The following is a 13,975-nucleotide window of genomic DNA, read 5'->3' on the forward strand; positions in this document are numbered from 1 at the left end:
TAAGTCCGGTTGGCCGTTGTTGATGCTTCGTGGAATTCAGTGGCGTCATGGCGAAGCGCAAGCTCAGGCCGAACGAAAAGGAGTGGGGAACCGAGTTGGAGGTTCTCCGGACCAAGGCCAACAGGACGCAGAAGTCCGTCGCCGCGGCCGTGCGGTGCTCGGACACGCTGATCTGCGGGTCCGAGCAGGGAACGCACTGGCCGGGCCGCGACATGGCGGCCAAGCTGGCCAAGGTCCTCCCAAGGGGAACGTCCCTGGTCACCCTCTGGGACAGGCTCAACTCCAAGAGGTCCTATCCCGACTGGGCATCGGATCTGGTCAAGGCCAACAACTCACTGGGTTCCGCCAGGGACGTCGACGAACTGGTATCCGGCCGGATGGCTCGGCAGGAGGTCTGGAACCGCGAGGCTCCCCCAGGATGATCCTCATCCTCAACGAAGCGGTGTTGATGTACTGCACCGGTGGACCTCACGTAATGTCAGCTCAACTCATCCATCTGATGGAAATGGTGGAAATCGATCTCATCAGAGTTCACACCATTTCCATGAAAACCAGGCGGCCACCCTTCACTATGAGTTTCACGCTTCTCAGCTTCACCGGTGAGGCCGACGCCCTGTACGTGGAGGACGGAGTGACTGGCAGGAGGGTGAACGAAGAGCCAGAGGCCAGCAGGATGGATAGGATTTTCAGCGATCTCCTGGCAGTCGCTCTGTCGCCGGAGGAATCCCTCAAGCTCCTCAACCTCCATCGAAGGAAGCACGAAGATGAGTCTCAAGACTGAGCGGGGGACGTCAACCTACTCCCACGGCAATGGCGGGCAGTGTGTGGAGGCCAGGCGCACGTCTTCCGGAGCCGCTGTCCGAGACACCCAGAACCGTGAGCTGGCACTTCTGGAAGCCCCCTCCGCCGAGTGGGCCGCCCTCCGGGACACTCAGAACCGTGCCCTGGGCCAGGTAGAGACATCCCGGCTGGAGTGGGGAGCGCTCCTCTCCGCCGTCAAGGGTGCGGCCAGAGAGAGACGCACAACCACGCCGCACCGTCACCGGTGGCGTGAGCACCGAGGCGATCTCACCCCGGGTCGGCCACGACGGGACCGCCGACCATCGCGGCCGGTACGCCGGTCAACCGCCAAAACCATGGGCCCCGTACTCCACGACGCGGGCTGACGGCCCACCCGAGCCCCACCCGGAACGCGGAGAGGGGCCCACCCGATGGTGGACCCCTCTCCGAACTGCTACTTCTCTGTCGGGACGGCGGGATTTGAACCCACGACCCCTTGACCCCCAGTCAAGTGCGCTGCCAAACTGCGCTACGTCCCGGTCGCTGGGCGAGCGCCCCCGGGGCGTCGCCAACAGGTAAAACTGTAGCGCATCCGGCGGGGCGCTCGAACCGCCCCGGAGGGGCCCGGGCGGGTCAGTACGACGAGATGTGCACGTGGTCGTAGTGGTTCTCGGTCACGCTGCCGCGGTCGTTCATGGCCACCCACTGGCGGTTGGTGGCGTGCCAGATCCGCTGCTCCCAGATCACGTACTTGACGCCGAGCCGGTCCACGTTGTCGATGGCGTACTGGGCGATCGCGTTCCCGGTGGCCCGGTTGCCCCCGCTGGGGTGCGTGCCGATCACCGCCACCATGAAGTCGCAGGCCTGCCCGGTGCCGTGGTCGTCGGCGCTGTTGCGCGCGCAACCCACCTCGTAGGGGACGCCGACGTTCAGGATGACCTCGTCCCGGATCGCGGCCATGCGCGGCGTCGCGCCGTCGAAGCCCCAGCCCCTGACGCTCGCGGGGATGGAACCCGAGGCCACGCCGGCGGCCGGCTCCTCGGGGACCTGCTCGGCCTCGTAGCGCTCGATGGCCTCCTCGACCTCCTCGCGCTCCTCCTCCAGGGACTCGATCAGCTCCTCGGCCTCGGCGAGCTCCGCGGCGGACTCCTCCGCGGTCTCCTCGTACTCGGCCTGGAGGTCGACCAGCTCGGAGATCCTCCCGGCCTGCTGGCGGCCCAGCTGTTCCACGGTGGCGGTGTCCTGGAACATCTGCTCGGGAGAGGCGTTGAAGAACACCTCCAGGGCGGGGTCCATCCCCGAACCCTTGTACTGGCTGACCGCGATGGCCACGACGCTGTCGCGCGAGCCCTCCAGCCGCTCCTCGATCTCGGCCAGGTCCTCCTCGGCCTGTTCCGCGCGTTCCTTGATCTCGTTGTACTGGAGCAGTTCGCCCTGGTAGCTCTCCTCCAGCTCCTCCGCGCGCTGGTTGAGCTCGTCGATGTCCACCTCGTCCGGGTCCGCGTGCGCGGCCGAGGGGACGACGAGGACGGCGGCCAGCACCGTCGCGAGGATCGCGGCGCCCGAGCGCCCCTCCCTGCGGCGCGGGGCGTCGGCACGGAAGGGAACAGGGGTGCGCTTCATAGGGGCTCCATGGGTCTACCGAGGGCGAGCCCGGGAGGCGAGGGAGCTGGAGAGGCGGAGCGGGGGAAGGCCCAGCGCCGGGTCGCACTCCTCACGGCAACGGCGCAGCGGTGCCGTTGGGGCTCAGGAGACAATACGAGACCTTACCGTCATATACCGCATGTCGTTTCAGTCAGGACTTATCCGGTAGGTGATCTACCGCTCCCGAGCCCCGGCGCACCCGCGTTCAGACCCGGCCGGTGAGCACCCGCCACGCGCCCGGACCCGACTCCGCGCCGTGGGCGCCGCGGCCGGAGGCCGTACCCTCCCGCGCCACCCGCCCCGGCCCGGGAGCGGTGCGGCCCAGGGCACCAGCCCCTCCAGCGGGGAGCCCGCGTAGTCGTCGTCCGCGTGGAGGACGACCGCTCCGGGGACCGCGAGCATCTCGGTCCGCCGCATACCGCGCGCCCGGATCCGGTGCGCCGGGCCCCAGGAGACCGACACCCCGAAGGGCGCGACGGCCGCACCCAGCCACTCCTCGCCCGTGACGGGGGTTCCGCTCCTGGGAGAGGAGCACCGCGTCCGCCGGGGCGACGACGCCGCGCGTCTCCGTGCGGCCAGGTGGATGCCGCCCGGGCCGCCTCCTACCGCCGCACCGTCCGCACCGGCGGCAACCTCACAGCGGATCCCGGCCGGGGTCAGTGGCCGCTGGGCCAGCTCTCCTTCTCACCCGAGTCGGACTCGAACGGGTGCAGCGGCGTGAGCGCGTGGGTGCGGTCGACGAACACGAAGGCGTCGTAGCGCTCGTCCATGACGGTCGGCACGTAGTTCCCCCACTGGTCGCGCCCGGGGTGGTAGACCACGCCGACGGCGCGGTGCGGCAGTACCTCCCCCCGCGCGAAGGGGAGGTCGCCCGCGCCGTCGAACAGGAGCACCAGGCCGGCGTCGCCGCCGGTCTCCCGGTGCAGGATCGCCTCCACGCTCCCCTCGGGCGCCGCGGGCACCGGCATCGGCTCCGGGTCCCCGCCCCAGGACCGGGCCGCGACCACCCGGCCCTCGTAGGTGCCGAAGCCCACGAGGACCACTCCCTCGTCCCCGTGCCGCTCGCGCACCAACTGCCCCACGTTGACCATGCCCGCGTCGGCCATGTCGGTGGCCCGCGCGTCGCCGATGTGGGTGTTGTGCTCCCACACCACGGCCTTGGCCTCCGGGCCGTGGTGCTCCATCAGGCGGTCGAGGGTGTCGGCCATGTGGCGGTCGCGCACGTTCCACGACTCCGGCCCGCCGCGCACCACCGCCCGGTAGTACTGCTCGGCCCCCGCGACCACCTCGGCGTTCTGGCGCACGGCCAGGTCGGCCAGGCCCCCGTCCACCGACCTCCGCTCCCGGCCGCGCAGCCCGGACAGCAGGCCGACCACCTCGGCCTCGCAGCTCTCGGGCACCAGCCGGCTGGCGCGGGCGTAGGACCGGGGGTCCTCCCGGTAGGGCTCGAAGCACCGGTAGGCCCGCAGCGCGGGTTCGACCTGCTCGGGCAGGTTCTCGTGCAGCCAGTCCAGGACCGCGTGCAGCGACTCCCACAGGGAGTACACGTCCAGGCCGAAGAACCCCGCGCGCCGTTCCCGAGGCAGCGCCAGGTTGTGCTCCCGCAGCCACCGGGCGAAGTCCAGCACCTCGGTGTTGGCCCACATCCAGCGCGGCCACCGGCCGAAGCCCTCCAGGGCCGCGCGCGGGTCCGCCGCGGCCCCGGGAGCGCCCACGACGGAGCAGTGCAGGTCCTGGCAGTCCGGCCAGTCGCCCTCCACCGCGACGAAGGAGAACCCCGCCTCCTCGATCAGCCGCCGGGTCAGCATCGCGCGCCAGCCGTAGAACTCGGCCGTGCCGTGCGAGGCCTCGCCCAGCAGTACGTACCGCGCGTCGCCGATCCGCTCCATGAGCGGGTCCAGGGCCCGCGGCCCGGTCAGCGGCCGCACCGCCTCCCGGCCGTCCGTGCCGTCCGTGCTCATCTCGGTCCTCCCGGTTCGTGGATGCAGGGGATGCGTACTCACCGTTCCGCCTCGCCCAGGATGGTGGTGAACCAGTCGGAGGCGGCGTCGGTGACCTCCTCCAGCGCCCCCTCCTCCTCGAACAGGTGCGTGGCGCGCGGGACGACGTGGATCCGGCTCGGCCCGCCGATCCAGTCGGCCGCCTCCTCGTTGAGCTTGAGCACGTCGGTGTCGGCGCCGCCGACGATGAGCAGGGTGGGCGCGCGCACCACCTGCAGCGCCGCCGTGCCCGCCAGGTCGGGGCGGCCGCCCCGGGAGACGACCGCCTGGACCGTGTCCGGGCGCTCGGCGGCGGTGCGCAGCGCGGCGGCGGCCCCGGTGCTGGCGCCGAACAGGGCGACGGGCACGCCCGCGGTCTCGTCCTGGGCGGTCAGCCAGTCCACGGCCCCCGTGAGCCTGCGCGTGAGCAGGTCGATGTCGAAGCGCTGCTGCCCGGTCACGTTGTCGACCCGCTCCTCGTCGAAGGTCAACAGGTCGAGGAGCAGCGTGGCGATCCCGGAACGCTGGAGTCCGCGGGCCACCGCCTGGTTGCGCGGACTGTGCCGTGAGCTCCCGCTGCCGTGCGCGAAGGCCACGACCGCGGTCGCTCCCGGGAACACGGTCAGCTGGCCCTCCAGTTCCGCGTCCGGGGTACGTACCGTCACGTCGCGGGCGGTCATGGTGCTCTCCCTTCGTCGGGGCGGTGCGCCCGTGCGGCGCACGGGCGCCGTTGCGTCCTGCGGGTCACGGCGGCCCCGGGTCCCCGGGGCGGTCGCGGCCGGAGGGGCTCCCGTCCGGGGCCCGGCGGGGACGGCTCTTCAGGAGGGCCAGCACCTCCTCGTCGCTGACCTGGGAGAACTCCTCGTACCACAGGCTGACCGCGCCGAAGTCCGACGGCGTCTCCAGGCAGATGACCTGGTCGCACGCCTCGGAGAGCGCGTGTACGGCCGAGGGGGCGCCCACCGGGACGGCCAGGGTCAGCGAGGCGGGAGCCCGCTCGCCCAGCGCGGTCAGCGCGGCCCGCGCGCTCATACCGGTGGCCAGCCCGTCGTCGACCAGGAAGACGTCGCGGCCGTGCACCGGCGGCGCGGGGTCGTCACCGCGGTAGGCCCGGACCCGGCGGCGCGCCTCGGACTGCGCGACCTCCACCATCGACGCCAGGCGCTCCCGGGGGATGCCCAGGAGGCCGAGTGCCCGGGAGTCGAACAGGGGCGGGCCCTCGGCCGTGGTCGCCCCGATGGCCAGTTCGGGGTTGCCGGGGGCCGGGATCTTGCGTACGACCACCACGTCCAGCGGCACGTCGAGTGCGTCGGCCACGCGCTCGGCCACGGGGACGCCGCCGCGCGGCAGCGCCAGCACGAGCGGACGCGGCCGGTCCTGCCCCTGTACCACGCGGGATAGCCGTTCGCCCGCGTCTCGCCGGTCTCGGAACACGTTCCTCACCCCAGTCGCGTTCTCGCGGGGTCCGCGGCGGGCCCGGAGGCGGCCGCGGACGGCGTGCCGTGCCCGCTCCGCGGCGGCCGTGCGCTCCCTGGACCGGGTGGGTTTCCCGTGTTTCGGATGCAGGTCACCGGTGCGTGCGGGCCCTGTGGTGAGCGTTACCCGGGGACCCCGGACGCACACATGCGCGGACGGGGTCCCGGTCAGTCCCCCAGGGTGCCGTCGAGCCGCTGCACCACGCAGAACTCGTTGCCCTCGGGGTCGGCCATGACCGCCAGCAGGTGGCCGTCCTCCTCGTAGGCCGGGCGCAGGACCCGGGCGCCCAGCGCGCACACCCGGTCGACCTCGGCCGCCAGGTCGTACACGACCAGGTCCAGGTGCATCCGGTTCTTGCCCGGCCGGGGCTCGGGCACCTTCTGCAACAGGAGGTCGGGCCAGCGCCCGCCCGGGTCCCTCAGAGCGCGGTAGACGGGGTGGCCGTCCTCCACCGGTTCGAAGCCGAGCGCCGCCGACCAGAAGTCGGCCGCCGCCCGCGGGTCGTTGGTGTCGAGTACGCAGACCAGGCGCACGGGTCCTCCTCGGGTGTTCGTTCCGCGGGCCCGGGCCCGCCGGTCGCGGGGCGATCCGCTCCCCCGTCCCCGGCCCCTACCCCTTCCGGCCCGGAGCACCGTCCGGGAAGGCGGTCCCGGGGGCGGGGAGCCCCTCGGCCTCCAGGTCCGACCACAGCGCCTCGGGCACGGGGTCGGCCAGGAGGGCGGCGTCGCGCCGGATCTCGTCGGCGGATCCGGCTCCCACCAGCACCGAGGAAACGGCGGGGTGGCGGGCGGCGAAGGCCATCGCGGCCCGGGGCAGGGACACGCCGCGGCGGCGGGCCGCCGCCGCGAGGCGCCGTGCGCGCCCGCGCAGCGGTCCGGGCGCCGGAGCGTAGTCGTAGGTGGCGTCGGCGGCGGGCTCGTCCACGGCCAGGATGCCGCTGTTGAAGACCCCGGCCGCGACGACCGCCACCCCCCGGCGCAGGCACGCGGGCAGCATGGTGGCCGCCGCCGTCTGGTCGAGCAGGGTGTAGCGGCCCGCGAGCAGCACGATGTCGATGTCGGTCTCCAAGGCGAAGCGCTCGAGCATGGCGGCCTGGTTCATGCCCGCGCCGATCGCGCCGACCACGCCCTGCGCGCGCAGTTCGTGCAGGGCCGGGTAGGCCTCGCCCACGGCCTGCCGCCAGTGGTGGTCGGGGTCGTGCAGGAGCACGGCGTCGACGCGGTCCAGTCCCAGCCGCTCCAGGCTCTGCTCCAGGGAGCGCCGCACCCCGTCGGCGCTGAAGTCCCACCGTCGCGCGTAGTCGGCGGGGACGGCGAAGCCCTCGTCGTCGGGCTGTCCGGCCCGGTGCGGGGTGGGTTCCAGGAGCCGGCCGACCTTGGTCGAGACCACGTACCGGTCCCGGGGCAGGCCGGCCAGGGCACGGCCCAGACGGCGCTCGGCCAGGCCGAGGCCGTAGTGCGGCGCGGTGTCGAAGTAGCGCACGCCCGCCTCCCAGGCGGCGTGGACGGTGGCCAGGGCCGCTTCCTCGTCCATGACCCGGTTCACGCCGTTGCCGATCGGTGCGGTGCCCAGGCCCAGAGGGCCGAGGTCGAAGGGCGGGCGCCCGCGGCCTGTCCCTCCGCCGCCGTGGTGCGTCATGACGCCGTCCCTTCCCGAGGAGGTCTGCCGGTCCGGCCCGCGCCGCCCGCCGGGACCTGCCTACCACCCCGGGCGCCTACCGGGAAGGCCCCCGCCCGGAGGCCGAAACCCCGCGGGCCGCCCCGCCCGGCGGGGTACACCCGGGCACGCCGCGGTCATTTCCCGATTTTTATGGAACGATCCATCCATAAAATGGTACTGTCTGCCCCATGGGACGACCACGCCAGTTCGACGAGGAGACGGCGGTCCAGGCGGCCTGCCGCGAGTTCTGGGCCAAGGGTTTCGACGGGACCTCCACGGCCGACCTGTGCGAGGCCACGGGACTGACCCGCAGCAGCCTCTACAACACCTTCCACTCCAAGGAGCACCTGTTCCGCCGGGCGCTGTCCCACTACGTCACCACCAGGACCGCACGCCAGAACACCGTCCTGGACTCCGGGGAGGGCAGCGGACTGGACCGGATCCGCACCCTGCTCGCCGTGATCGTGGACGACGAGATGGCGAACCGGGACAGCGGCCTGGGGCCCGGCTGCTTCACCGTCAACACCATCACCGCGATCGCCGCACGCAATCCGGGCATCGCCCAGATGGTGGAGGCCGATCTGCACAAGCGCCTGTCCTCCCTGCGGCTGACCCTCATCGACGGCCAACTCGACGGCTCCGTGGCCGGCGGGCGGGATCCGGGGGAGCTGGCCTGGTACCTGGTCTCCCTCATCTCCGGAATGCGGGTCGCGGCCCAGTCGGGCGCCGGACGCGCGACACTGACGGCCATCGCCTCGACCGGGATCGGGGCGCTCACCCCCTGATCCGGGGCCCGCCGCCGGGCGGCGGACCCCGGATCCCCCGCCATCAGCCCATACCTCCCCTGAGGCGCTTCGCGCGCCTTTGTTTTGATCTGATCAATCCAAAAAAGAGAAGGACACCCCCATGCCCAAGTCCGTGTACCTCATGGCGCTCGGCATCTTCACCATGGTCACCAGCGAACTGCTCGTCGGCGGACTCATGCCGCAGATGGCGGAGGACCTGGGGGTCAGCGTCACGCGGATCGGCTACCTCATCACCGCGTTCGCACTGGCCATGGCGCTCGGCGGCCCGCTGGCGACCCTCGCCGTGCTGCGTCTGCGCACCCACCACGCGCTGCTGGCGCTGTTCGCCCTCTTCTTCGTCGGCAACACCCTGGCCGCGCTCTCCGGCTCGTACTGGCCCATGCTCGTGGCCCGCGTCGTCACCGGGGCCGCCTCCGGAGCCTTCTTCGGTGTCGCCCTGTCCGCCGTCGCCCAGGTCACCGCTCCTCACCTGCGCGGGCGCGCGACCGGCGTGGCCCTCCAAGGCCTCATGGTGGGCACCCTGCTCGGGCTGCCGCTGTCCACGCTCATCGGAGGCCAGTTCGGCTGGCGCGCGGCCTTCGCCGCCGTCGGCGCGCTGACCGTGGTCGCGGCCGTGGCCACCGCGCTGGCCCTGCCCCGGCTGGAGCGGTCCGGGGAGGCCGGGGCCCTGCGCGCCGAGACGGCGGTGTTCCGCCGTCCGCGCCTGTGGGCCGCCATGGCCACCTCCACGCTCATCATCGGCGCCACCTTCGCGGCCTTCTCCTACTTCACGCCGATCCTGACCGAGGTGACCGGGTTCTCCCGCGACGCCGTGCCGCTGCTGCTCCTCGGCTACGGAGGGGCGACGGTGGTCGGCAACCTCGTGGTCAGCCGCCTGGCCGTGTCCCACACCATCACCGTCATCGTCACCGGGCTGGCCCTGAACACGGTCTTCCTGACCGTCTTCGCGCTGTTCGCCGACCTGCCGGTCCCGGCGCTGGCTGCGATGGCGGGCATCGGCCTGGTCGGTATCACCCTGAATCCGGCGATGGTCACCCGGGTCCAGCGCGCCGGGAACGCCCGAGCCCTGGTCAACACCGCGCACGCCTCGTTCATCACCCTGGGTGTGGTGATCGGGTCCTGGGCCGGCGGCGCGGGCATCGACGCCTTCGGGCTGCGCGCACCCCTGTGGGTGGGGGCGGCCCTGGCCGTGCTGGCGCTGGCGGCCATGGTGCCCGCCGCCCTGGCCGCCCGCGAGGCGGGCCACGAGGCCGCCGACGCCTTCGTCCCGCCCTCGTCCGACCGGCCGGAGGACGGAGCCGGGCGGCCCGGCGCAGGGGGACCCGCGGCGGAGAGGGTGACGCCCTGACCTGTCCGGAGGCGGCGGTTCCGTGGGATTGCCCCGCCCGGCGAACGGGCAGGGGACGTGGACGAAGGGACCGGCCGTCACGCGGCGAGGAGGTCGAGATGCACTACGACGAGTTCCTGAAAGAGGTCCGCGAGCTGGGCGAGTACGAGACCCGCGAGGAGGCTGAGCAGGTGAGCCACGCGGTCCTGGGCGTGCTGGCGCCGCGGCTCCAGGCCAACGGGGCCGAACACCTGGTGGCGCAGCTGCCCGAGCCGCTGGGCGACGCGATCCGCCAGGGTGAGCTGCTCGAGGCGGAGTCCTTCGGGGTGGAGGAGTTCCTCAACCGGGTGGCGGCGGCCACCGGCGCCCGGCCCAAGACGGCCGAGTGGGACGCCAGCGCGGTGCTCACCACGGTGGCCCACCGGATCACCGGCGGCCAGCTCAACCACATCCTGAGCCAGCTGCCCTCCGGCTACGCCGCCCTGTTCGGCAAGCCGGAACTGAGCGACTGACCGGTCACACGCCCCGCCGACCCGGTCGGCGGGGCGGTCCTCCGCGCAGGACCCCCGCGGGACGCGGACGACCGGCCGCGCCCCCACCGGGGGTTCCGGACTGGCGGCCCGGACTCCGCCCGCTCGCACGGGGACCGCGGTCATAACCGCCGGAGTCCCCGCCGACACAAGCCCCCGGACGCACCCGCACCGCACCTCACCCGCCGCCAGCCGCCCCCGCCCTCCCGGACGGGGGCGCAGGCCGCGCCGGTCACCGGATCCGCCCCGCCGCACACTCCCGGTCTCCCGCCGGAACGGTGAGGACCCGCGCCGGCCCCGAGAGGGGGCGGCGCGGGGTGCGTGCTCCCACCCGTCCGGCACCGTCGGCCGCCCCGGTCGAACCGTCCCGCGGGACGGGGAAACGGGTGCCCGCACGGGCGGGCGCCCGTGTCGCGCCGCCTTCACCCCCGACACCACGGATACGCTCTCCCCCGGCCCACCGCACGACCGACGACGGGGGACCATGACCGTTCGACCACCCGCCGACGCACGGGCCCCGGGGACGGCGATCCCGGCGGGCGCGGCCCGGTCCGTACGGTCCGCGAACCGTTGCGGGGTCGACCGAACGGCCCGCCCCGCAAGGGCGAAACACCCGGTTCTGCAGAGAAGTTCACCGGCCGGCCACGTCCGCGCCACCGGGCACGACCAGCACCAACGGCTCATGACCGGATCCGGGTAGGGCCTTTGCCGCCAACGCCAGTCACAACGCCGAGATTTATCTTTTCGTAATGGGGAATCACTGTAGTCACCAAGGACGGCAACCGGCCCGGCCGGACGTCCGCCCGACGAAGGAAAGGGGAGCAGTGTCTTGGCGATCCTGCGACCGAGGATGAAGCGCATCAAGCTGGTCGTCCCCGACACCCCCGAGTTCGCCGCGATCCGTGACCTCGACGGAACCTTCACCCAAGTGGCCGCCCCCAGGAACAGTTACCGGTTCCGGGCAGCGGACTCCTCGTACGACTTCGCCCCCACCGGCCGCACGGTCGCCGAGGACGGCGAGGAGACGGAAGTGTTCACCGCGATCGACGTACACCGGTCGGCGCGACGGGTACCCACGGGGTACTGACGGCAACGCCCGCCGACGGAGGCCCCGTCGGCGGGCGGGTCCGCGTGTCGGACCGGCCGATGACCGGCGGGGCCTCAGGCACCCTCCCGGGGACGCCACGTCCTCCCCCGGCCCGCCTTCTTGGGCTTGCGGGGCACGGGCCGGGAGGCCTGCGCCCCGTCCGTGTCACCGCCCTCCTCCACCTCCGCCGCCTGCTGACGCGCCGCCCCGTTCCTGGCGGCGTTGCGGCGCAGCGACCTCTCCACCGTCTCCAGCCGCTCCATCCGCGCCGTCAGGGCGGGCCGTGCGGTCTTCTCGGCCGGCTGGCCGCCGGGCTCGGGCCGGGGGCGCGGCCAGGGACGGCGCTCCCTCCCCTCCTCGGGCGGATTCCCGGAGACGGGCTCCTTCCAGGGACCGGGACCGGACTCTCCGGGGACCTCGGCGCGGGGCTCCGGACGGTTTTCCGGGCGTTGTGCCCGAGCGGCCCCCGCCGGGGTTCCGGGACGCGGCCGCGCGGGCTCCTCCTCCCGCACCTGCGGCCGGGGGGCGGCGCGGCGCGCCTTCCCGGCCTTGAGCGGCGGTTCGGAACGCGGCTCCGCGCCCTCCTCCCGACGGGGCTCCGGCTGGGACGCGCGCCGGGTCTCCTCGGTCGCGGGGCGCGGGCGTGGACCGCGACCGGGCGGCAGAACAGGCCGTTCCGCCGCCTCGGAGGCACCGGCCGCCGCATCCGCCGCGACCTCGGCGGGAGCGGGTTCGGACCCTGGGGGCCCGACGGGAACCGGCTCGGACCACGCAGACCCGGCGGCCTCGGTCTCCGGTTCCGCGACCGGAACCGCGGGCCGCCCGGAGGGCCGGGCGTATTCCCCCGGCGTTCCCTCCGCACGGCCCTGCTCGGCCGCGGCCTCCTGACGCTCCTCCGGCGCCACGGGTACGAGGGCCTCAGCGAAGGCGGACGCCTCCGGCACCGCCTCGGCCCGCTCCGGGTCGGCCAGCGGCCGGGGGCGCCGCCCGGCGGGCGCGGAGTCGCGGGACGCGGACACGCTCCGCTCGGCTGCGGGTGAGGAGTGCCGGTAGGCGCGGATCGCGCGCATCACCTCGTCGGCGGTGGCGGCGGGCCATGAGCAGTGGAAGAGGAGGTTGAGCGGCGGGCTGGTCTCGGTGATGAGCCCGTCCTCGGCGATGTCGCAGCTGCCGCCGAGCGGCCAGCGGCCCAGGACCACCGCCGTGACGCCCTGGCGCTGACCGTGCAGGAGCAGCCCGGAGAGCGCGGTCTCGTGCCGGGGGCTGGGCGAGGTCACCAGGGCCAGGGGCGGACGCGGCTCGTCGGAGTCCCGGTGCAGCTCGCGCTGGAGGGCGGCCAGGGCCGCCTCCATGGTGCCGACCATCGTCACGGGTGCGCAGGGGTGCGAGCGCAGCAGGTCGCGCCCCCGCTCCCCCAGCAGCCGTACCGCGTCGGCGTCGGTGATCAGCACGCGCACGGCGTTCTCGTCCAGCCGGTCCAGGGCGTTGACGATCAGGCGGCGGGCGGCCCCCGCCGAGCCCGGGCCGGTGATGCCCAGGCCGGGCACGTGGTCGAGTTCCACGGTGACCCGCTCGTCGATCTCCTCCCCCGGCACGGGCCGTGGCGGCGGAGCGGGCAGGGCCAGCCGCCGGGGACGCGGGGAGGCGGTCAGCCGGGGCAGGCTCAGGCTGATCCGCGGCAGGCGCCCGCCGCGCTTGCCGATCAGGTAGCCCCCGGCCAGCCCGGCGAAGGCGACGGCGCCGGTGACGGCCCCGTCGGGGATCTCCACCACCACGACCTGCCGGTCGGGGTCGGCCTCGGGATCGTAGGCGGCGTCGGAGCCCGTGGCCGCCATCCGGCGCGTCTCGGTGCCGGGCATGGGGGCGGCGGCCTCGTCGGCCTCCGTGTCCGCCTGCACCCGGGGAACGACGGTGTAGGCGACCTCCGCCCTGCGCTGGCTTTCGGGGCCGCCGTCCCGGGGTTCGCCGGAGCCCGCCCCGCGCACCTCGAACCCGGGGGCGCCCTCCCCCAGCAGCCCGGCGAGGTGGTCGGCGACCGCCTGGGCCCGCCGCTCGGACAGTTCCAGGTTGGCCGAGGCGCTGCCGCTGGGGTCGGTGTGACCGGTGACGCGGACGGTGGAGTCCGGGTCACCGTAGTCGGCGATCATCTCCGCCACCGGGGCCAGGTCCTCGCGCATCTGCTCGGTCAGCTCGGCGGAGCCGACCCCGAAGCCGGAGACCGTGCGCACGCGCTCGGAGGGCTGGCCGGGGTCGGCCGCCTCGGGCGCGGGCGGCGGCTCCCCCTCCCGTCGGGAGTCCTCCTCCTGGGTGTCCGGGGCGGCGACGGTGTCGGCCAGGGCCGCGGCGGGGTTGGCGGCCACGGCCGCCACCGCGGTGGCGGCGACCGCCTGGAGCGGACCGAGGGGCCGCAGTACCCGGGGCAGGCCGCGCAGGCGCGCTCGGACCTCCACCGCCAGTCCGGCGGCGTACAGGCCCCACAGTGTCCACAGTGCGACGATGAGCAGGGCGGTGGCCACCCCGGGCGGGAGCCTGCGGCCGCGCAGGTGGGCGGCGGCCACCTCCCAGGACTGCGGGAGTTCGGGCCACGGCAGGTGCCACAGGAGCAGGTAGGGGATGCCGGTCAGCACCGCCACGGCGAGCAGGACCGCGCTCAGCTTTCGGATGGAGGACATGGCCGCCTCACGGGG

Annotated in this window: 14 protein-coding genes and 1 tRNA gene; 7 read left to right on the forward strand and 8 right to left on the reverse strand. The window is 73.9% G+C overall.

Annotated features, from left to right (window positions below):
• Positions 1-95: 95 nt before the first annotated feature.
• The 3 genes from FYW95_RS27900 to FYW95_RS28770 are packed head-to-tail and all read left to right on the forward strand — an operon-like array spanning position 96 to position 1,166.
• Positions 96-422 carry a helix-turn-helix domain-containing protein gene (locus FYW95_RS27900; protein WP_236567624.1) on the forward strand — a complete coding sequence of 109 codons (327 nt, stop codon included), beginning with the start codon at positions 96-98 and terminating at the stop codon, positions 420-422.
• Positions 419-781 carry a Scr1 family TA system antitoxin-like transcriptional regulator gene (locus tag FYW95_RS27905; RefSeq protein WP_236567625.1) on the forward strand — a complete coding sequence of 121 codons (363 nt, stop codon included), beginning with the start codon at positions 419-421 and terminating at the stop codon, positions 779-781. The genes FYW95_RS27900 and FYW95_RS27905 overlap by 4 nt, the downstream gene beginning before the upstream one ends.
• Positions 765-1,166, forward strand: coding sequence for a DUF397 domain-containing protein (locus FYW95_RS28770; RefSeq protein WP_370462352.1), 402 nt, complete (start codon positions 765-767; stop codon positions 1,164-1,166). Before FYW95_RS27905 ends, FYW95_RS28770 begins: the two co-directional genes overlap by 17 nt.
• Positions 1,167-1,245: 79 nt before the next feature.
• Here the strand turns inward: FYW95_RS28770 and FYW95_RS00085 are convergent.
• The 7 genes from FYW95_RS00085 to FYW95_RS00115 all read right to left on the reverse strand — a co-directional run bounded on the left by FYW95_RS00085 (position 1,246) and on the right by FYW95_RS00115 (position 7,517).
• Positions 1,246-1,319, reverse strand: a tRNA-Pro gene (locus FYW95_RS00085).
• Positions 1,320-1,413: 94 nt separating this feature from the next.
• Positions 1,414-2,403, reverse strand: a complete 990-nt coding sequence (locus FYW95_RS00090; RefSeq protein WP_236567626.1) for a coiled-coil domain-containing protein — start codon at positions 2,401-2,403, stop codon at positions 1,414-1,416.
• Positions 2,404-3,080: 677 nt separating this feature from the next.
• Positions 3,081-4,385, reverse strand: a complete 1,305-nt coding sequence (locus tag FYW95_RS00095; RefSeq protein WP_159940960.1) for an erythromycin esterase family protein — start codon at positions 4,383-4,385, stop codon at positions 3,081-3,083.
• 38 nt (positions 4,386-4,423) lie between these two features.
• On the reverse strand, positions 4,424-5,083 hold the full coding sequence (locus FYW95_RS00100; RefSeq protein ID WP_159940962.1) for a dienelactone hydrolase family protein: 660 nt from the start codon (positions 5,081-5,083) through the stop codon (positions 4,424-4,426).
• Positions 5,084-5,147: 64 nt separating this feature from the next.
• Positions 5,148-5,795, reverse strand: coding sequence for a phosphoribosyltransferase (locus FYW95_RS00105; protein WP_236567627.1), 648 nt, complete (start codon positions 5,793-5,795; stop codon positions 5,148-5,150).
• A 251-nt stretch (positions 5,796-6,046) separates the two neighbouring features.
• Positions 6,047-6,412, reverse strand: coding sequence for a VOC family protein (locus FYW95_RS00110; RefSeq protein ID WP_159940966.1), 366 nt, complete (start codon positions 6,410-6,412; stop codon positions 6,047-6,049).
• A 76-nt stretch (positions 6,413-6,488) separates the two neighbouring features.
• Positions 6,489-7,517, reverse strand: coding sequence for an aldo/keto reductase (locus tag FYW95_RS00115; RefSeq protein WP_159940968.1), 1,029 nt, complete (start codon positions 7,515-7,517; stop codon positions 6,489-6,491).
• A gap of 209 nt (positions 7,518-7,726) precedes the next feature.
• Here FYW95_RS00115 and FYW95_RS00120 point away from each other — a divergent pair, with 209 nt between their 5' ends.
• The 4 genes from FYW95_RS00120 to FYW95_RS00135 all read left to right on the forward strand — a co-directional run bounded on the left by FYW95_RS00120 (position 7,727) and on the right by FYW95_RS00135 (position 11,288).
• A complete protein-coding gene (locus tag FYW95_RS00120; protein ID WP_159940970.1) occupies positions 7,727-8,323 on the forward strand; it encodes a TetR/AcrR family transcriptional regulator in 597 nt (198 codons plus the stop codon).
• A gap of 121 nt (positions 8,324-8,444) precedes the next feature.
• The gene (locus tag FYW95_RS00125) at positions 8,445-9,692 is read left to right on the forward strand and encodes an MFS transporter (protein ID WP_201294567.1); all 1,248 of its coding nucleotides are present in this window, start codon (positions 8,445-8,447) and stop codon (positions 9,690-9,692) included.
• A 98-nt stretch (positions 9,693-9,790) separates the two neighbouring features.
• Positions 9,791-10,183 (forward strand): DUF2267 domain-containing protein, encoded by a 393-nt coding sequence (locus FYW95_RS00130; protein ID WP_159940972.1) that lies wholly within the window; start codon positions 9,791-9,793, stop codon positions 10,181-10,183.
• An 847-nt stretch (positions 10,184-11,030) separates the two neighbouring features.
• Positions 11,031-11,288, forward strand: a complete 258-nt coding sequence (locus tag FYW95_RS00135) for a hypothetical protein (RefSeq protein WP_159940974.1) — start codon at positions 11,031-11,033, stop codon at positions 11,286-11,288.
• 74 nt (positions 11,289-11,362) lie between these two features.
• Here the strand turns inward: FYW95_RS00135 and FYW95_RS00140 are convergent, their stop codons facing one another.
• Complete coding sequence (locus tag FYW95_RS00140; protein ID WP_159940976.1) at positions 11,363-13,960, reverse strand: OmpA family protein; 2,598 nt, start codon at positions 13,958-13,960, stop codon at positions 11,363-11,365.
• Positions 13,961-13,975: the final 15 nt, after the last annotated feature.

The organism is Nocardiopsis sp. FR4, assembly GCF_009830945.1.
Taxonomy (GTDB): Bacteria; Actinomycetota; Actinomycetes; order Streptosporangiales; family Streptosporangiaceae; genus Nocardiopsis.